This is a genomic window from Micromonospora sp. C95, assembly GCF_018070465.1.
Lineage (GTDB): Bacteria > Actinomycetota > Actinomycetes > Mycobacteriales > Micromonosporaceae > Micromonospora.
The window spans coordinates 41,761-61,718 of the sequence record NZ_JAGPXT010000012.1 but is presented as its reverse complement, the minus strand read 5'-3'; the positions used below and the strand labels follow the sequence as shown (position 1 = coordinate 61,718).

At 72.1% G+C, this 19,958-nt stretch carries 11 protein-coding genes; 7 read left to right on the top strand and 4 right to left on the bottom strand.

From position 1 onward, the window contains the following. The first annotated feature begins 100 nt into the window (after positions 1-100). From KBX00_RS16165 to purE, 4 genes are read left to right on the top strand one after another with little or no spacing between them, the layout of a single operon-like run. A complete protein-coding gene (locus KBX00_RS16165) occupies positions 101-2,569 on the top strand; it encodes a bifunctional diguanylate cyclase/phosphodiesterase (protein ID WP_301548056.1) in 2,469 nt (822 codons plus the stop codon). Positions 2,570-2,612: 43 nt separating this feature from the next. Further along, positions 2,613-4,652 (top strand): thioredoxin domain-containing protein, encoded by a 2,040-nt coding sequence (locus KBX00_RS16160; protein WP_210827751.1) that lies wholly within the window; start codon positions 2,613-2,615, stop codon positions 4,650-4,652. A gap of 51 nt (positions 4,653-4,703) precedes the next feature. Further along, positions 4,704-5,900, top strand: coding sequence for a 5-(carboxyamino)imidazole ribonucleotide synthase (locus KBX00_RS16155; RefSeq protein WP_210827749.1), 1,197 nt, complete (start codon positions 4,704-4,706; stop codon positions 5,898-5,900). Continuing rightward, entirely contained in the window at positions 5,897-6,388 is a 492-nt protein-coding gene (gene purE, locus KBX00_RS16150) for a 5-(carboxyamino)imidazole ribonucleotide mutase (protein ID WP_210827747.1), read from the top strand. Before KBX00_RS16155 ends, purE begins: the two co-directional genes overlap by 4 nt. Before the next feature lie 743 nt (positions 6,389-7,131). Here the strand turns inward: purE and KBX00_RS16145 are convergent. Both KBX00_RS16145 and KBX00_RS16140 read right to left on the bottom strand, forming a co-directional pair. Beyond that, on the bottom strand, positions 7,132-12,060 hold the full coding sequence (locus KBX00_RS16145; RefSeq protein WP_210827745.1) for an SCO7613 C-terminal domain-containing membrane protein: 4,929 nt from the start codon (positions 12,058-12,060) through the stop codon (positions 7,132-7,134). 110 nt (positions 12,061-12,170) lie between these two features. Then, entirely contained in the window at positions 12,171-13,598 is a 1,428-nt protein-coding gene (locus tag KBX00_RS16140; RefSeq protein WP_210827743.1) for a UDP-glucose/GDP-mannose dehydrogenase family protein, read from the bottom strand. A gap of 251 nt (positions 13,599-13,849) precedes the next feature. On the opposite strand from KBX00_RS16140, the gene KBX00_RS16135 reads away from it, so the two are divergent. Further along, on the top strand, positions 13,850-15,013 hold the full coding sequence (locus KBX00_RS16135; protein WP_210827741.1) for an acyl-CoA dehydrogenase family protein: 1,164 nt from the start codon (positions 13,850-13,852) through the stop codon (positions 15,011-15,013). A 4-nt stretch (positions 15,014-15,017) separates the two neighbouring features. On the opposite strand, the gene KBX00_RS16130 is transcribed toward KBX00_RS16135, so the two are convergent. Both KBX00_RS16130 and KBX00_RS16125 read right to left on the bottom strand, forming a co-directional pair. Then, complete coding sequence (locus KBX00_RS16130; protein WP_210827739.1) at positions 15,018-15,962, bottom strand: ribose-phosphate pyrophosphokinase; 945 nt, start codon at positions 15,960-15,962, stop codon at positions 15,018-15,020. 109 nt (positions 15,963-16,071) lie between these two features. After that, entirely contained in the window at positions 16,072-16,725 is a 654-nt protein-coding gene (locus KBX00_RS16125; RefSeq protein WP_210827737.1) for a hypothetical protein, read from the bottom strand. Positions 16,726-16,748: 23 nt separating this feature from the next. Here KBX00_RS16125 and KBX00_RS16120 point away from each other — a divergent pair, with 23 nt between their 5' ends. Both KBX00_RS16120 and KBX00_RS16115 read left to right on the top strand, forming a co-directional pair. Further along, complete coding sequence (locus KBX00_RS16120) at positions 16,749-17,270, top strand: acyl-CoA thioesterase (RefSeq protein ID WP_210827735.1); 522 nt, start codon at positions 16,749-16,751, stop codon at positions 17,268-17,270. Between the two features lie 180 nt (positions 17,271-17,450). Beyond that, positions 17,451-19,433 carry an acetoacetate--CoA ligase gene (locus KBX00_RS16115; protein WP_210827733.1) on the top strand — a complete coding sequence of 661 codons (1,983 nt, stop codon included), beginning with the start codon at positions 17,451-17,453 and terminating at the stop codon, positions 19,431-19,433. The last annotated feature ends 525 nt before the right edge of the window (positions 19,434-19,958 follow it).

Genomic DNA, 19,958 nt, shown 5'->3' with positions numbered 1-19,958 from the left:
GCCGCGTGGCCTGTTTCGGGCCGGCGGGAGGGGGTCGGTGACCTCCGGCAGGGCCGGTCAACCGCTCGACCGGCCCACGGGCCGTGGTACGCCGACAGGGCTGCACCTGCTCACCGCTGCCGTGGTGGCCACCGCGCTGGTGGCCGCGGTGGTGGGACTGAGCCTGCCGGTGGGGCTGCCGGCCGACGATCCGCTCGGCGGGCCCGCCCGCTTCGGCTTCGCGGTCGCCCTTTTCGCCCTGTCCCAGCTGGCCCGGCTCCGGTTCCGCGCCGCAGCCGGCGTGGTGAGCGTCACCTGGGCCGAAGCCGCCCTGGTCGTCTGCCTCTACCTGATACCACCCGGCTGGCTGCCCGGGGCCGCGCTGCTCGGCGTCGCGCTCGCCTGGACGGCCCTCTCGATTCTGGACGAGGGCCACGCCACCTGGGACGTGATCCGGGTGGCGAGCGCACACACCGCCGCCACCGCGCTGGCGGTGGCGGTCACCACCGCCCTCGGCCAGCCGACGCTGGCCGCGCCGACCCCGGCACTCGCGCTCGCGGTGGGCGCCGGTTCCCTCGCCTACCTACTCGCCAGCGCCTGGCTGGGCGGGGTGATGCTGGCGCTGCGGCACGGCATGCCGATCGGACGCCCACTGCTCGCCGCGTTGCGCGGCAAGCTGCTGATGTTCGTCGGCAACGTGGTGGTCGGCGTGCTGGTGGTGGTGCTGATCGAGATCGACCCACGCTGGCTGCTGTTGCTGCCCGCTCCACTCTGGCTGCTTCAGCAGACCTACCGGCAACGGTTGCGGGAAAACCGCGATCGGCGTACCTGGCGCTCGCTTGCCGAGGCCACGAAGGCGCTCAACCAGCTCGACGAGCGGGGTGTCGCCACGGCTGGTGTCACCGGGGCGTTGGCGCTGTTCGAGGCCGACCTGGTCGACGTGGAGGTGGCCCGGGGCGACGGACGGTGGCGTCGCTACCGGGGTGACCCGGGCGGTCAGGTGGTCGACCGGGAGATCGGCCCGCCCGGCGGCGACGAGCCCGAACCGGAGGAACTGGTCCGCGACCTGTCGGTCGGCGAGACCCGCGTGGGTCGCCTGCGGGTGCGGTTACCCCGTGCAGCGCCAGCCACCGGCCGGGAACGTGACGCCCATGCCGCCTTCGCCGACGCACTCGCCGCGGCGTTGCACGACGCCGCCACCCACCGGGAGCTGCGCCTGGTCACGGCCCGTTCCTCGTACCAGGCGGTGCACGACCCGCTGACCGGCCTGGCCAACCGGGCGGCGATGCTCGGCAAGGGTGACCAGGCGCTGCGGCAGCTCGCCCATGACCAACCGGTCGCCCTGCTGCTGCTGGACATCGACCAGTTCAAGGAGGTCAACGACACCCTCGGGCACGCCGCCGGCGACCAGCTGCTGCGGTTGACCGCCAACCGGCTCGGTGCCCTGGCCCGCTCCGGTGACCTGCTGGCCCGCCTCGGTGGCGACGAGTTCGCGCTGCTGCTGAGTTCGGTCCCGGTGGTCGGCGACCGCGCCGCACCCATGGCGTACGCGCTGCGCCAGGCCCGGGACATCGCCGAGCGGCTGGCCGCGCCAACCGAGGTGGCCGGGGTGCGGATGTCCGTCGAGGTCTCCGTCGGGGTGGTGGTGGCCCCGGCCGGCACCGCCGACCTGACCGAGCTGCTGCGCCGGGCCGACATCGCGATGTACCAGGCCAAATCGGGTGGTGTCAGCGTGGCCGCGTACGACACCTCACGCGATGCGGCCAGCACCGACCAGCTGGCCCTGCTCGCTGAGCTGCGGGAGGCGTTGCAGACCGACGACCAGTTGGTGCTGGTGTTGCAGCCGGCCGTGGATCTGGTCACCGGGGCGCCGACCGGCGTGGAGGCGTTGATTCGTTGGCGGCACCCCCGCCGGGGCCTGTTGGGGCCCGCCGACTTCATCCGGCCGGTGGAGAACAGCGAACAGCTCGGTGCCTTCACCCGCTACGTGCTCGACAAGGCGCTCGCGGTGGCCGCCGACTGGGCCCGGGAGGGCCTGAATGTCCCCATCTCGGTAAACCTCTCTGCGCGCAGCCTGCTGGATCCGAGGTTGCCGGTGGAGATCGCCGAGGCGCTGCGTCGGCACCAGGTGCCCGCGGACCGGCTGGTTCTGGAGATCACCGAGACGGTGGTGATGAGCGACCTGGAGGTCATCGACCAGGTGCTCACCACGTTGCGGTCGATGGGCGTGCAGTTGGCGGTTGACGACTTCGGCACCGGCTTCTCGTCGCTGGCGTTCCTCGCCCGGGTCACCGTGGACGAGCTGAAGGTGGACCGCTCCTTCGTGCTCCAGATGGCCGACTCACCGGAGGCTGCGGCCATCGTGCGCAGCACCGTCGGGTTGGCCCACCAGTTGGGCCTGCGGGTGGTGGCCGAGGGTGTGGAGACTGCCGCACAGCGTTCCGCACTGGCCGAGCTGGGCTGCACCGCTGCCCAGGGCTATCACTTCTTCAAGCCGATGCCCGCCGACAAGATCGCCGCCGTCCTCGGCTCCCTACGCGACACCGCCCCCACCAACGTCCTCCCCCTCCGCGCCGACGGCGCCTCCTGACGTCGGACCGGCAACCGGGTGCCCGGCTGGATATGGTCGTCGGGTGAATCGACTTGCGGAGGCGACCAGCCCGTACCTGCTCCAGCACGCCGACAACCCGGTGGACTGGTGGCCCTGGTGTGACGAGGCGTTCGCCGAGGCGAAACGGCGGGATGTGCCGGTGCTGATCTCGGTCGGGTACTCGGCCTGCCACTGGTGTCATGTGATGGCGCACGAGTCGTTCGAGGACGACGGCGTCGGGAAGCTGCTGAACGAGGGCTTCGTCGCGATCAAGGTGGACCGTGAGGAGCGGCCCGACGTCGATGCGGTCTACATGACCGCGACGCAGGCGATGACCGGTCAGGGGGGCTGGCCGATGACGGTCTTCGCCACGCCGGACGGCACCCCGTTCTTCTGCGGCACGTACTTTCCCCGGCCGAACTTCGTCCGGCTGCTGGAGTCGGTCGGCGCCGCCTGGCGGGACCAGCGTGAGGCCGTGCTGCGCCAGGGCGCCGCGGTGGTCGAGGCGATCGGTGGCGCCCAGGCGGTCGGCGGCCCCACCGCCCCGCTCACCGCCGAGTTGCTCGACGCCGCCGCCGACCAGCTGGCCAGCGAGTACGACGAGGTCAACGGCGGTTTCGGCGGGGCACCGAAGTTCCCACCGCACATGAATCTGCTCTTCCTGCTGCGTCACCACCAGCGCACCGGCTCGGCACGGAGCCTGGAGATCGTCCGGCACACCTGCGAGGCGATGGCCCGGGGCGGCATCCATGACCAGCTGGCCGGCGGCTTCGCCCGGTACTCGGTGGACGGGTACTGGACCGTGCCGCACTTCGAGAAGATGCTCTACGACAACGCGCTGCTGCTACGGGTGTACACCCACCTCTGGCGACTCACCGGCGACGCGCTGGCGCTGCGGGTGGCCCGGGACACCGCCCGGTTCCTCGCCGACGAGCTGCACCGGCCCGGGCAGGGCTTCGCCTCCGCGCTGGACGCGGACACCGAGGGCGTCGAGGGGCTGACCTACGTCTGGACGCCGGCCCAGCTGGTCGAGGTGCTGGGTGAGGAGGACGGTTGGTGGGCCGCCGACCTGTTCGCGGTGACCGACGCCGGCAGCTTCGAAAAGGGCACCAGCGTGCTGCGGCTGGCCCGCGACGTCGACGACGCCGACCCGGCGGTGCGGGAACGCTGGCAGGTGGTGGTCCGCCGACTGCTGGCCGCCCGGGACACCCGGCCCCAGCCGGCGCGCGACGACAAGGTGGTGGCCGCCTGGAACGGGCTGGCGATCACTGCGCTGGCCGAGTTCGTCCGGCTGGTCGAGACCACCGGCCGGGTCGGCACCGAGGGCGAGGCGAACCTGCTTGAGGGGGTCACGATCGTGGCCGACGGGGCGCTGCGGGACACCGCCGAGTACCTCGCCCGGGTGCACGTCTCCGACGGCCGGCTGCGCCGCGCGTCCCGCGACGGCCGGGTCGGCGATCCGGCCGGGGTGCTGGAGGACTACGGCTGCGTGGCCGAGGCGTTCTGCGCCGTGCACCAGGTCACCGGTGAGGGACGGTGGCTGGACCTGGCCGGTCAGCTCATCGACGCGGCGCTGGCCCACTTCGCCGCGCCCGGCGGGGCGTTCCACGACACCGCCGACGACGCGGAGCAGTTGGTCGCCCGGCCTGCCGACCCGACCGACAACGCCACCCCCTCGGGTCGGTCCGCGATCGTCGCCGCCCTCGTCGCGTACGCGGCGTTGACCGGGGAGAACCGTTACCGCGAGGCCGCCGAGGCGGCCCTGTCCACCGTCGCGCCGATCGTCGGCCGGCACGCCCGCTTCACCGGGTACGCGGCGACCGTGGGCGAGGCGCTGCTCTCCGGGCCGTACGAGATCGCGGTGGCGACCGATGATCCGGCGACGGACCCGCTGGTGGCGGCGGCGTACCGGCACGCCCCACCCGGTGCGGTGATCGTGGCAGGCCCGCCGGACCAGCCGGGGGTTCCGCTGCTGGCCGGCCGTCCGCTGGTCGACGGGCGGGCCGCCGCGTACGTCTGTCGGGGCTTCGTCTGCCAGCGCCCGGTGACCGGTGTCGAGGAACTGGTGGGGCAGTTGCGTTGAGCCGGATCCGCTGGTCGGTGCCGCGACCGGCCCGGATAGGCTGACGCCGCTATGGATTCCCGTACCGGTCTGCCCGTGGTCGGCATGGTGGGCGGCGGCCAACTGGCCCGGATGACCCACCAGGCTGCCATCTCCCTCGGCCAGTCGCTGCGTGTGCTCGCGCTCACCCCGGACGACGGGGCGGCCCTGGTCGCCGCCGACGTCCAGTACGGCGACCACACCGACCTCGCCGCGCTGCGCACCTTCGCCAAGGGTTGCGAGGTGGTCACCTTCGACCACGAGCACGTCCCGACCGAACACATCCACACGCTGACCGGCGAGGGGGTGAAGCTGTTCCCGCCCGCCGAGGCCCTGGTGCACGCCCAGGACAAGCAGGTCATGCGGGAACGGCTCGGCCGCCTGGATGCGCCGAACCCGCGCTGGCGAGCGGTCGCATCCACCGCCGATCTGGTCACCTTCGGCGACGAGGTCGGCTGGCCGGTCGTGCTCAAGGCCGCCCGTGGCGGGTACGACGGCCGGGGTGTCTGGCCGGTCACCGACCAGACCGCTGCGACCGAACTGGCGGAGACGCTGCTGGCCGGCGGCACGAAGCTGATCGTCGAGGAGCGGGTGGCGCTGCGCCGGGAACTGGCCGTGCAGGTGGCCCGCTCGCCGTTCGGGCAGGTCGCGGTCTACCCGGTGGTCGAGACGGTGCAGCGGGACGGGATCTGCGTCGAGGTGCTGGCCCCGGCACCCGGCCTGGCCGAGGAGTTGGCGGTTGCCGCGCAGCAGCTCGCCATCGACCTGGCCACCGCGCTCGGCGTGGTGGGCCTGCTCGCGGTGGAGCTGTTCGAGGTGGCCGATCCGGTGTCGCCGGGCGGTAGCCGGCTCGTGGTGAACGAGCTGGCCATGCGCCCGCACAACTCGGGGCACTGGACCATCGAGGGTGCGCGGACGTCGCAGTTCGAGCAGCACCTGCGGGCGGTGCTGGACTACCCGATGGGCGACACCTCGTTGACCGCCCCGGTGGTGGTGATGGCGAACGTGCTCGGTGGCCAGCCCGGCGGCACGTCGATCGACGAGCGGCTGCATCACCTCTTCGCCGCCGAGCCGACCGCCCGGGTTCACCTGTACGGCAAGCAGGTGCGGCCCGGCCGCAAGATCGGGCACGTCACGGTGCTCGGTGAGGATCTGGACGAGGTACGCGCCCGGGCTGCCCGGGCCGCCCGCTGGCTGCGGGACGGAACACCGGAGGAGCGAGCGGCGTGAGCACGGTCGGTGTGATCATGGGGAGCGACTCGGACTGGCCGACGATGAAGGCCGCCGTGGAGGTGCTCGCCGAGTTCGAGGTCTCGTACGAGGTCGAGGTGGTCTCGGCGCACCGCACCCCGGTCAAGATGATCGACTATGGTCGGGCCGCCGCCGATCGGGGACTCAAAGTGATAATCGCCGGGGCCGGCGGCGCGGCGGCGCTGCCCGGAATGGTCGCCTCGGTGACGCCACTGCCGGTGATCGGCGTACCGGTGCCGTTGAAGCACCTCGACGGCATGGACTCGCTGTTGTCGATCGTGCAGATGCCGGCCGGTGTACCGGTGGCGACCGTGTCCATCGGCAATGCCCGCAACGCCGGGCTGCTCGCCGTCCGCATCCTCGCCACCGCCGACCGCGCCCTGCTCGACCGGATGTCGGCGTACCAGGCCGACCTGGAGCAGCTGGTCGCCGAGAAGGACGCCGCACTCCGCGCCTCCCTGGCTTAGAGCGACCGGCGATAGGACTGGCGGGGCTGCGGCGCGCCCTGGCACGTCGGCTGGCGGCGTTGTCGTCGTCGCCCATGCAACACCGGCATGGCCTCCCTCCTCCGCCTTACCACCCTCGACCATGGCCCGCCTCGCCTCCACCGCCCTATTGCCGGTCGCTCTTAGCACCAGCTGCCTGCTCGTCTGTCGGCGCTCGCCCGCAGGCCTGCTCGCCCCGTTGCCCTCCTGCTCGCGGCCGCTGTTCGCCGCGCTGTGCCGGGCGCACCATGTGGGGTTCAGACGCTGTCGAGCTGAGCCGTCCGTGCTATCAGCGGCACCGGCGCGCCCAACGCGCAACGTGCCCGGCGCCCAACGCGCCCGGCGTGCGCTCGACGTGCCCGGCGTGCGCCCAATGCGCCCGGCGCGGCGGCCGCCGGTGGCTGATCCGTCCAGGCTCTCAGCTCGACAGTGCCCCAACCTCTAGTGCTGTGTTCAGGAACGTTGCCGGATCGCCGCCTGGGCCTGGCGCGGCCCGGTGAACGTTTCTGGACACCGCACTAAACGCTGCCAGGCCCCACGTCGCGCGGGCCCCGACGTTGCGCGCGGGCCCCGACATTGCGCGCGGGCCTCGACGTTGCGCGCGGGCCCCGACGTCGCGCGGGGGCCAGCGACTCTGCGCGCTGGCGTCCTGCTTCCCGCCGGCTCTGATCCCGGTGCGTCGGGCCCGACTCCGCGCCGAACCGGCCTCGTGTGGTGGAGCCGGTTCAGCGCATGCCGCGTAGCGCCGTCTGTAGGCGTTCCTGGGCTCGGCGTCGGCGTTCGTTGCTGGCACCGAGGATCAGCAGCAGGAAGCCGACCGGGATCAGCGCCAGCCACGGTCCGAGGCTGAACAGCGCGTGTACGGCCGCGATGGCGGTGACCACCGCACCGACGATGACCGGTGCCTGCTGTTGGGTCATCGAGCCGAAGACCAGCACCGCGACCGCACCGAGGAGTAGCAGCACCTGGCGCATGGTGCTCGAATCGGTGGCCAGCACGATCGCCAGGGTCGGCACGAAGGCGGCGAGCAGTGCCGGTCCGTACGCCACCCAGCTGCTCAGGTCGGTGCGCTGGCGTAGCTCAAGCACTCCGACCAGCAGGGCCAGCGCGGCGAACGGCAGGGTGTACGCCTCGGGCAGGGCCACGTCGGCGACCCGCATCAGGATCCACCAGGCGGTGATCTCGCAGAGCACCACCGCCCAGAACAGCACTCGTCGCTCCGCCGGCCGGCGGCCGGGCCGGGTCGCCGCGAGGCCGAGGACCGCACCCCAGGCGGCGAGCAGCGCGGCGATGTGCCGAGGCGAGTCGAAGGCCAGCGCCAGCGCGATCAGCGCAGCGGCGTGCCCGCTCCACTCCACGGTCGCCGCCTCGCGACGTGCCTCCGGGCGGCGTAGGCGGGGCAGGGTGGCGGAGAAGACCTGCAAGGCCGCGCCGACCGCCAGCACTCCGAACGCCGACCAGACCGGGGCGAGCCCGGCCACCAGGCCGGCGGTGAGCACGAACAGCTGCGCCATGAGCGAGGCGAACAGCCAACCGAGCAGGCGGGCCTGGGAGGTGAGGCCGTAGAGGGCGGCCACCAGCCCGACGCCGACCGCACCACCAAGGGTGAACAGAGTCAGCTCCCGAGTGGCGAGGCTGCCGGCGAGGCCGGCCCCGCCCGCCGCCAGCCCGATCAGGAAGACCAGCACCCGGGCCAGTCGCAACGAGCGGGCCCGTTCCACCAGGGCTGGCGGCGGCGTCAGCGCCAACCCCAGCATCGAGATGGTGAACACCGCCAACGCCGACAGGGTGCTGGCCGGCCAGCCGCCACCCAGCGCGATCGGCGCGATGAGCAGGGTGACGGCGGCGCCGGGCAGCACCACCGGCACGGCCCGGGACCGACGGCCGCCACTGAACCCGGTGGCGGCCAGGGCCGCCGTCGCGGTGAGCAGCAGTGCGGTGAGCACATGGGTCGGGTTGACCGCGGCCGGCGGCGGGTCGAGCAGGGCCGCCGGTGGCCCCTGCCAGATCCGGCCGACGGTGCGATGCGGGTCGACGAGCGCCGCGATCAGCGCCGGTGCGATGGAGACCAGGGCCAGGACGACCGGCACGGCGGCGGCCGCCAGCGCACCGGCGGCCGGGCTCACCCGCCACCGGCGCCGGTTGTCGTCGGGCAGCCGGCGCAGCGCCCCGTCCAGTAGTACGGTCCAGCGGCGCACCGGTTGGGCCGCGCCGACCGGCGGCTCGGTCGCCCCGCGCACCAGCTCGGCGAGCACCCCGAGCAGTGCCGCCGCAGCGGCGTAGACACCGACGGGCACGGCGATCGGCACGGCGGCGAGCGCGGTCACGCTCGCTCCGCCGACCACCCCGGCGCTGGCCCAGGGCAGGTACTGGGGAACCTGCCGACGGGCCGCCGCCACCGCGGCCAGGCCGAGACTGGACGCGGCCAGGCCGGCGGTGAGCACCACCTGCGGGTTGTGGCCGAACTCGACGGCGAGGGCGGCGATGGCACCCGGCAGCGCCAACAGCGCCGCGCCCACCCCCGCACCACCGATCTGCGCCAGGTGCGGCGGCATGCCCTCCGCCTCGATGTCCTCGACGAGCGGCTCGGCCATGTTGCGGGCCAGCGCGGCCACCACCGCGCCGATCAGCACGATGCTGCCCAGGGCCAGCGCGGTCGTCCACGGTCGTACCAGGCCGGCGCCGGCCGCGTGCAGCGCGACCACCCCGGCCACCGTGATTCGGGACAGCGCGGCCCGGGGATCGATCGTGGCGACCGCGGCCATCCCGAAGACCGTGGCGACCATGCCGCCGATCAGGACCGGCGACCACCAGGCAAGCTCGAACGCGGCGGGAGCGCCGATGGTGGCGAGCACCACCGCCACGCCGGCCACGTCGTAGCGCCAGGGCGGCGGCAGCAGAATCCCCGCCGCGACCGCGAGCAGCACCAGGGCGATCGGGCCCTGCCAGGTCGTGCCGCCGGTGGGAGCGGCCGGCCAACCGCTGAGGTCACCGTTCCAGATCGGGCCGGGGGTGGCCAGCACGCCGAGGCCACCGCGCAGCGCCATCCAGCCCGCCAACAGCCCGATCAACACGCCACCGACGGTGAGGCCGAGTACCGGCCCGCGGCGCCACTCCTCGGGCATCGCCCGGGCCGCCACGGCGACCACCAGGACCAGCGCGGCGGCGACGGCGAGCTGCCCGCTCGGCGCGAGCACCGTACCGATCCGCAGCAGGGTGGCGACCAGCGCGGCGGTCACCGCGGCGGCCGCCAGGTCGGAGCCGTCCAGGGTGAGATCGGAACGCCGGCCGGTGTCGATCGAGGGAGCCAGGAAGAGCAGCACCGCGGAAACCAGCAGCAGCGCGCCGACCCAGGCATCCGCCACGGTGGCGCCCGGTGAGCCGAAGCCGGCGGCGGCGACCACCAGCGCCCCCAGGCCGGTGCCCACCGACAGTGGTACCGGAATCTGGCGTTGCGACACCTGCACGACGGCGGCGTAACCGAGCGTGACACAAACGGCGAGGAAGCTCGCCGCGAGCACCGGCACGGTCGCCTCGCGCAAGCTCGCCGGGGTCGGCGTGGTGTCCACCGGCAGGGTGGCTGCCACGAAGGCGGCCACCGCTCCGGGCAGTGCGAAGGCGGCACCTCCGGCGGCCCACGCGGAGACGGTGTCCGCCGCCGCCGGGGCGAGCCGGATCCGGGGAGCGGCGGCGATCAGCGTGCCGGCCACGACGAGGGTGAGCAGCACGGCGGCGGTCAACGCCGGCCGGGTGAGGGCCGCGCCGGCACCGGCCAGCCCGACCGTGGCGGCGGCCACCGCGTGCGCCAGCGCGGCGCGGGGGGTACGGGCGGAGAGGCCGGCCGCCCCGATGCCGATCGCGGTCAGCACCATCGGCCACGGCGCGAGCGGCCAGGCCAACCCGAAGGAGGCCGGTACGGCCAGCGCGGTGAGCGCGGCACCGGTCACCGCGAACTCGCGCCGGATCTCCGGCGGCAGGGCCAGCACCGCGGCCACGGTCAGCAGGAAGGCGCTGGCGGCGAGCTGCCAGGCGGCCGGTCCCACGGCGGCGGCCAGTTCGGCCGGGTACCGGTCGAGGTCCGCCGCCCAGGCCGGCAGCGCCGCCTGGATCGGGGCGACGCCGGCACGCAACGCGCTGCCGGCGACCACCACCCCGCTGACGGTGAGCGCCACCGCGGAGGCCAGCTGCGGTCCCCGACGGGCGGACTCGGGTACCGCCCGGACCGCGAGACCGGTGACCGTGATGACCACCGCGATCAACAGCAGGGCGCGGCCGGGCAGCGCCACCGAGGCGATCCGCCCCAGGGCGCCGATGACGGCGAGGGTGAACACGCCCGCGCCCAGGTCGGGCAGGGGTGGGCGACGGAGTACCAGCGTCCCGGCCAGGCAGACGGCGGCGGCGAGGAGAAGCACCAGGCCGGCGCCGGTCGCGCCGGGCACGGTGGTGGTCCGCAGCAGGGCGGTCACCGCGTACGCGAGGGCGAGGGCGACCGCCACCCCGTGCAACACCCAGGTCAGTCCCCGCAGCCCGGGCACCGGTCGGGTCGGTGCGGCCGCGCTGCCACCGACGGGATCGAGCAGTTCGCCGCTCTCCTCCGGCGCCGCCTCCGGCCGTCCGTCGATCTGGCTCTGCTCGGCCGAACGCTGCCGGGGCGCACTCGACCGGCGGGAGTCGACCACGTTCTCGACGCCCGGTTGCTCCACGGTGACCGGGGAGCGGGCCAGCCACAGGTCGAGCAGCGCCACCACGGTCAGCACCAGCGCCCAGCCCGCCGGACCGGTGATCCGGTCGTACGCCAGCAGTGGCACCACCGGCTGGGCGGCCAGCACGGTGGCGAACCGGGGCGCGCGCAGCCTGGTCCACCCCGCGTAGCCGACCGAGACGGCAGCGGTGACCGCGAAGATCACTCCAGCGAAGACGGCACCGGAGGCACCGCCGTTGCCGATCCGGTCCACGGCCCACAACGCGTACCCGGCTAGGGGCACCAGGAGCAGACCCACGGCGGCGATGGTCTCCGCCGTGGAGGTCAGCCCGCGCCGGATCAGTACCGGCGGGGCGAGCAGCATGAGCACCGTCGCGAGTAGCAGGATGCCGAGGCGGGCCAACGCGTCCATCGCGCTCGTGGCAACCACGGCGAACACCACGGCGGCGACGCCGAGCAGCAGCGCACCGAGCCCGAGCGGGATGTTCTGGACCTCCCGGGAGGAGGCCTCCGGTGGATGCTCAGGATCGTCGGCGTCCAGCCAGACCGGTTCGGTCGGTGGCGGTGGCCCCTGGGTGCCGGCGGGGCCCTGCCGGGGTACCCGGGGCGGCGGAGTCACTCCGTCGCGGGGCGGCGAGGCATCCTCGGAGGTGGGACGCCGCGGCGGCCGACGACGGAGCACGCGCCGAGGTCGGGTGGCCTGCCGGAGTCGTTCGTCGCCCTGGCTGCCGGCGTGCGAAAGGATGTCCCGCTGGAAGAGCGCGGCCTGCATCTTCGCGGCGAGCTGCCGCTGTTCGCGGGCGATGGCGGCCTCGCGGGCCTTCAGTTCCGCGATGGATCGTTCGATCTCCGCCAGGTGCTCGGCCCATTGTGGCTGGTGCGCACCGCAGTGCGGGCAGCGAACCGCTGGCTTGATGTCCCGGCCGCACGAAGGGCACTGAAAGCTCGCCACGACACCCCTCCACCCGCACTGTGGATTCCCACTGTCGCAGCATGCCCAAAGTGGGCCGGGAATTCGACAGTTGTCGGCGGGTCAAGTGCCAATATCACCACACGGCGCGATCAGGGTCGCCCCATGCCCCGGTACTCCCAGCCGGCCTGGGTCCACAGCGCCGGGTCGAGGCAGTTGCGGGCGTCGACGATGCGGCGGCCGGCGACCAGGTCGCCGAGGAGGCCGGGGTCGGCGTTGCGGAAGTCGGCCCATTCGGTGAGGACGCAAACCAGGTCGGCGTCGGTGACCGCCTCGCTGATGCCGGGCTCGTAGGTGAGTTCCGGGACCGCGCGGCGGGCGTTGTCCATGCCCTCGGGGTCGTAGACGTGCACGTCGGCGCCGGCCTTGTGGAGCAGGGCCGCGACGGCGAGGGCGGGGGCGTCGCGTACGTCGTCGGTGTTGGGTTTGAAGGTGGCGCCGAGCACGGCGATGCGGGTGCCGGACAGGTCGGGGCCGGCGGGGCCGGAGCGGCGGCCGAGCAGGTCGGCGGCGAGTTGCAGGACGCGGGTACGGCGGCGCAGGTTGATCAGGTCGACCTCGTGCAGGAAGCGCAGGGCTTCGCCGGCGCCGAGTTCCTGGGCCCGGGCCTGGAAGGCGCGGATGTCCTTGGGCAGGCAGGCGCCACCGAAGCCGAGGCCGGCCTGGAGGAAGCGGTTGCCGATGCGCGGGTCGTAGCCGATGGCCTTGGCGAGTTGGGTGACGTCGCCGCCGGAGGCCTCGCAGACCTCGGCCATCGCGTTTATGAAGGAGATCTTGGTGGCCAGGAAGGCGTTCGCGGCGACCTTCACCAGTTCGGCGGTGGCGAAGTCGGTGACGACCAGCGGTACCTCCCGGTCCTCGGTGGCGGCGAGATCGAACACGCCCTTGTGGGCGGCGTAGAGCATGCCGTTGGCCCACTCGCTCTTGACGCCGACGACGATGCGGTTCGGCCGGAGCACGTCGTCGACGGCGAAGCCCTCCTGGAGGAACTCGGGGCTCCAGGCGACCTCGACGCCGAGGTCCGTCGGGCTGTGTTTGCCGACGAGTTGCTCCACCCACTCGGCGGTGCCGACCGGAACGGTGGACTTGCCGACGATCAGCGCCTTGCGGGTCAGGTGCTGGGCCAGGCCGGTGACCGACGCCTCGACGTACGACAGGTCGGCACCCATGCCGTCGGCCCGCTGGGGGGTGCCGACGCAGATGAAGTGCACGTCACCGAAGTCGGCGGTCTCGGCGATGTCGGTGCTGAACCGCAGCCGACCGGCGGCCAGGTTACGCCGCAGCAACTCGTCGAGGCCGGGCTCGTGGATCGGCACCTCACCCGCGTTCAGCTTCGCGATCTTGTCCGCGTCGACGTCGAAGCCGAGCACCTCGTAGCCGAGTTCGGCGTAACAGATGGCATAGGTCGCGCCGAGGTAGCCGGTGCCCAGGAAGGTCACCCGGGGCCGGGAGGCACCCGAGGGGGGCGTGACCGCCGCGATGGCGGGCACCGGCTGGGTGTTCGGGTACGGGATGGTCACGCCTGTCTTCTCCGCTCGCACTGGCGCCGCGTGGCTGCGTCGCATTCCGCTGCGGCGCCAGGACGGGGCGCCGGAGGGGTGGGTCGTCTGCTCGGTTCCATCATCGCCGAGCGGCGTCGAGGCTTCCTCATGGCCCAGCCTACGCGCCGGTAACATCACCTGAACTGTGGTCGTTATCCTTCAGTCTGCGTGGTGGGCGTCCAAGCGACGTTACAGACTGCGCATGATAGCCGTGAAGGGGAGGGGCCGACATGGCCGCAGAGCAGTCGTTCGACGCGTACCGCCTGCCGGAGGAGCACGACGCGATCCGGGAAGCGGTCCGTGAGGTCTGTGCGGCGAAGGTGGCTCCGCACGCCGCCGAGGCGGACGAGACCGGTGAGTTTCCGAAGGCGTCGTACGACGCGCTACGTGCCGCCGACTTCCACGCACCGCACATCCCGGTCGAGTACGGCGGGGCCGGTGCGGACGCGCTGGCCACGGCGATCGTGATCGAGGAGGTGGCCCGGGCCTGCGCCTCCTCCTCGCTGATCCCGGCGGTCAACAAGCTGGGCACGATGCCGCTGCTGCTGGCCGGTTCCGATGAACTCAAGCGGCGCTACCTGACGCCGGTCGCCGCCGGTGAGGCGATGTTCTCGTACTGCCTCTCCGAGCCGGAGGCCGGCAGCGACGCGGCGGCGATGACCACCCGGGCGGTACGTGACGGCGACCACTGGGTGCTCAACGGGGTGAAGCGTTGGATCACCAACGCCGGTGTCTCGGAGTTCTACACCGTCTTCGCGACGACCGACCCCGCCGCCCGCTCCCGGGGCATCTCCGCCTTCGTGGTCGAGAAGTCCGATTCGGGGGTGAGCTTCGGCGCGCCGGAGAAGAAGCTGGGCATCAAGGGTTCGCCGACCCGCGAGGTGTACCTGGACAACGTGCGGATACCGGCGGACCGGATGATCGGCGCCGAGGGCACCGGCTTCGCGACCGCGATGAAGACCCTGGACCACACCCGGGTCACCATCGCCGCGCAGGCGGTGGGCATCGCTCAGGGTGCGCTCGACTACGCCAAGGGGTACGTCGCCGAGCGCAAGCAGTTCGGCAAGGCGGTCGCCGAGTTCCAGGGCGTGCAGTTCATGCTCGCCGACATGGGCATGAAGCTGGAGGCGGCCCGGCAGTTGACGTACGCGGCGGCCGGTCGGTCCGAGCGTGGCGACGGCGATCTGACCTACTTCGGCGCGGCGGCCAAGTGCTTCGCCTCGGACGCTGCGATGGAGATCACCACCGACGCGGTCCAACTGCTCGGCGGCTACGGCTACACCCGTGACTACCCGGTGGAGCGGATGATGCGCGACGCCAAGATCACCCAGATCTACGAGGGTACGAACCAGGTGCAGCGCATCGTCATGGCCCGCCAGTTGCTCAAGGACTGAGGAGCTACTCGAAGAGCACCGAGATGCTCTCCCGTGCCGAGATGCGGTGAATGGCTTCGGCGAACAGCCCGGCCACGCTGACGACCTGGACCTTGTCCGACAGTTTGGTGGGTTGGGTCTCCACACTGTCGGTGGTGAACAGGCACTCGATCGGGCTGTCGTCGAGCCGTTCATTCGCAGCCTCGGTCAACAGAGCGTGACTGACTGCCGCGTACACCGTGGTCGCGCCCCGGTCGACCAACACGCGGGCGGCGTCGACAAGAGTGCCCGCGCTGATGGTGAAGTCATCGACGATAAGCGCCGTCCGGCCCTCCACGGAGCCGATCAGCTCGACGATTTCTGCGGTCTCGGTGTGGTCGACGCGTCGCTTGTCGGCAATGGCGGTGGGCACCCGCAGGCGATTGGCCCACTGTCGCGCCTTCTTGGCGTATCCAGCGTCCGGAGCGACCACCACGAGATCGTGGAAGTTGCGCGTCGCGATGGCGTCGCAGAGCACCGGCAACGAATACAGGTCATCGACCGGGATGTTGAAGAATCCTTGCACCTGGGGCGTGTGCAGGTCGAGTGTGACTACTCGGTCCGCTCCCGCCGCAGCGATGGCATCGGCGCACACCCGTCCGCGAATGGACACCCGCGGCTCGTCTTTCTTGTCACCCTTGGCGTAACTGAAGTAGGGGATCACGGCGGTCACCGACGCGGCACTGGCTCGCTTCAAGGCGTCGATCCAGAAGAGCAACTCCATGAAATTGTCATTGGCCGGGAAAGCGGTGCCCTGGACGATGAAGATGTCCCGCCCCCGGACGTTCTCCAGGACTCTGACGAAAAGGTTCCCCTCGGAGAAGTGAAGCACTTCGGAGGAGCCCAACTCGACATCGAGCCGGTCGGCGATCGCACGTCCAAGGTTTCGACTGGCTGATCCTGCGAACACCATGAATTCCGACGAGCTCATGCCTTGTCCAACCCCCTGGCTGCCAATGACGTAGCCAGACAGTAACGCCTGGCGGGTCGCCTCCGCCCGCCCGGTCGGCGGACGGAGGCGACGATCGGAGTCGCCGGGATCAGTTGGTGGCGTCGTCGCGTCGGGGCAGGTTGCCCGGCGGTGCCGACCAGGGCGAACCACCTCCGGTACGCCGGGGCAGCGGCTCGGTCGGCGTATCGTCCGGGTCCGGATAGCCCAGGCTCAGCGGCGTGGTGTCGCGTTCCGCCGACGGGTCCGGTGACCAGTCGGTCAACGTCGGGTCAGGTGCCGGCGCGTCCGGGGTCGCCGGCGCCGGCTGCGGCATCGCGACCGGCCAACGCCGCCAGCGTTGCCCGCTGAACGTCGCGACCAGCAGCAGCACGCCGATCAGGAAGAGGGTCCCGTTCTCCACCGGCAGCCCCAGCGGCAGCGGGTCGCCCAGAAACTGCCAGTCGGACGGGATGCGCTCGCGTACCCGGAAGGGCGAGACGAACAGTCCGGCGTACGGGGTGACCAGCAGCAGCCCGGCTACCAGCGGACCGAGCGGTGAGATGCGCAGCGTGCCGAGCAGGCCCAGCACGATGCCACCGACAGCGAGGTACACGGCCGGTTCGATGAGATTGGCCGTGTTGGAGGTGCCGATCTCCACCCACCGGTTGACGGTGTCGGCCGACCCGTCCTGACCGAGGGTGACCAGCACCCAGGTGACCGGCACCACCACCAGCCCTGCGAGGAAGCTCCACAGATGTCGCATCCGCGCACCGTACCGTTTCCGACATGACCGAGCACCTCGCCACCGCCCTGCCGGGCAAGCCGACCTCGTACTCCCGGGTAACCCTTAGTCGGATCATGACCGCAGTGGATGTGAACCTGTACGGAACGGTGCACGGCGGGGTGCTGATGAAGTTCGTCGACGACGTGGCCGGCGCGGCGGCGGCGCGGCACAGCGGCGGTACGGCGGTGACCGCCGCGATCGACGAGATCGTCTTCTCGGAGGCGGTCCGGGTGGGCGACCTGGTGCACGCGTACGCCCAGGTGAACTGGACCGGGCAGACCTCGATGGAGGTCGGCGTCCGGGTGATGGCGGAGCGCTGGGACTCGGCCGACGAGTTGCCGGTCCGGGTGGCCACCGCGTACCTCGTCTTCGTCGGGGTCGAGGTGGGCGGCGCGCCCCGGCCGGTGCGTCCGGTGCTGCCGGAGACGCCGGAGGACGAGCGGCGCTGGCGCGAGGCGGAGATCCGCCGCGCCCACCGGCTGGCCCGCCGCCAGGCCATCCAGGCGGCCCGCAGCGAACCCTGACCTCCTTCGGCTGTCGGTGGCCCGTTCTGCGTCTCGGCCACACTGGTCGGGTTCAGGGGGTGTGGGGCGGGCACATGCGCCTGCGCGGGTCGGGTGCGGACAATGGCGCTTCGAGGTAGGGCAAGATGGCGCCACGGCCCACCGCACAGCGTCGTGCCGGGCCAGGGGAGGAGTGGACCAGTGACGGACGTGCTGTGGACGCCACCGGCGGACGTGCTCCAGCGGTCCCGGATCGGGGCTTACCTGCGTTGGCTCGCCGAGCACCGGGGGCTCACCTTCGCCGACTACGACGCGCTGTGGCGGTGGTCGGTCACCGATCTGGACGCCTTCTGGCAGTCGATCTGGGATCACTTCGGCGTCGTCGCGCACACCCCGCCGATCGCCACCCTGACCGACCGGAACATGCCGGGCACCCGGTGGTTTCCCGGCGCCACCCTGAACTACGCCGAGAACGTGCTGCGAATGCCGGGCCGGACCGACGATGAGCCGGTGGTCGTGGCGCACGGGCAGACCCGGCCGCCGGCCACCCTCACCGCGGGGCAACTGCGCGAGCAGGTCCGCCGGGTCGCCGCCGGACTGCGCCGGCTCGGCGTCACCACCGGCGACCGGGTGGCCGGGTACGCGCCGAACATCCCCGAGACGTACGTGCTGATGCTGGCCACCGCAAGCCTCGGCGCCGTCTTCTCGTCCTGCGCGCCCGAGTTCGGCACCCGCAGCGTCACCGACCGGTGGCAGCAGATCGAGCCGAAGATCCTGGTCGCCGTGGACGGCTACCGCTACGGCGACAAGCCGGTCGACCGGCGCGCCGAGGTGGCCGCGATCCGCGCCGCGTTGCCGTCGCTGCGGCACACCGTCTCGATCCCCTACCTCGACCCCGACGGTCCGCCGGCAGCGGGGGCGCTGGCCTGGTCGGAGTTGGCGGCCGAGACCGACGAACCGCTGGCCTTCACGCCGGTGCCGTTCGACCACCCGCTGTACGTGCTCTACTCCTCCGGCACCACCGGGTTGCCCAAGCCGATCGTGCACGGACACGGTGGCATCCTGCTTGAGCATCTGAAGATGCTCGCGCTGCACCACGATCTCGGCCCGGCGGACCGGTTCTTCTGGTTCACCACCACCGGCTGGATGATGTGGAACTTCCTGGTCTCCGGGCCGGCGGTGGGTGCGGCCATCGTGCTGTTCGACGGCAACCCCGGCCACCCCGACCTGGGAGCCTTGTGGCGGCTGGCGGAGCAGACCGGCACCACGTATTTCGGCACCTCGGCACCGTTCCTGCTGGCCTGCCGCAAGGCCGGGCTGGTCCCGCGCGAGATCGCCGACCTCTCCGCGCTGCGCGGCCTCGGCTCCACCGGCGCGCCACTGCCCGCCGAGGGCTTCACCTGGGTGTACGACACGGTCGGCGGCGGCCTTCAGCTCCAGTCGCTGTCCGGCGGCACCGACGTCTGCACCGGTTTCGTCGGCGGTGTCCCGCTGCTGCCGGTGCACGCCGGTGAGATCGCCTGCCGCGCCCTCGGCGCCAAGGTGGAGGCGCGCTCGCCGGACGGCACCCCGGTCATCGGTGAACTCGGCGAGCTGGTGATCACCGAGCCGATGCCGAGCATGCCGGTGGGTTTCTGGAACGACCCGGACGGAGCCCGCTACCGGGAGGCGTACTTCGACGTCTATCCCGGGGTGTGGCGGCACGGGGACTGGATCACCATCAACTCCCGGGGCGGGTGCGTCATCACCGGCCGCTCCGATGCCACCCTCAACCGGGGCGGCGTACGCCTCGGCACCGCCGAGTTCTACTCCGTGGTGGAAGGGCTGGACGAGGTCGTCGACTCGGTGGTGGTGCACCTGGAGGACGACGAGGGCGGCGCTGGTGAACTGCTGCTGTTCGTGGTGCTCGCCGAGGGGGTGACCCTTGACGACGAGCTGCGCCGGAAGATCTCCCGGGAGCTGCGTACCGCGTTGTCCCCCCGGCACGTACCCGACGAGATCCACCAGGTCCGCGCGGTGCCACGCACCCTGTCGGCGAAGAAGCTCGAGGTGCCGGTCAAGAAGATCCTCACCGGGACCCCGGTCGACCAGGCCGCCGCCAAGGGCGCCCTGGCCAACCCCGACTCGCTGACCGCCTTCGCCACCCTGGCCCGACACCGCACCCCGGACCGCTCCACGGCCTGACCCGAGCCAAGCCGCCGACCCCTCGACCCCGAGCCTCCCGCACCGCCCAGCCGGCAACGGCTCGGGCTACGGCTCGTGCTCGGGCTCGTGCTGTGGCTCGTGCTCGTGGGTATCGGCCTGGGCGCTGGTCGCCACAGCCCCAGCTTCAGCGGTCGAGAACCAGCTAGGAGCTAGGGACCTGACGAGTCACGCTTCCTCAACGGCCGGCTGGCCATACCGTCACTCAGCGTGCTGTCGTAGCTCGCCCAACCAATACCGTCCACCGTCCTTTGCTCTGCTTCAACCCACGCAACATTTACCCTCCGTAGCGTCCGACACGTGAGTGGCGCCGGACCATCATCGCGTCGTTCCAGTTCAGCCGGTTGTGCGTCGGTTGAAGCAGAGCAAAGGACGAGGAGGGATATATCTCCTGGCGCTGGCGTGGCAACGGTGGGTGAGCAACACGGAGGGTGATGGTCGACGTGGTGGTTCGAGCAACTGGGCCCTGGGAAGCGTCCTCGCCAGGGTGGTCGAGCGAGGTGGGTC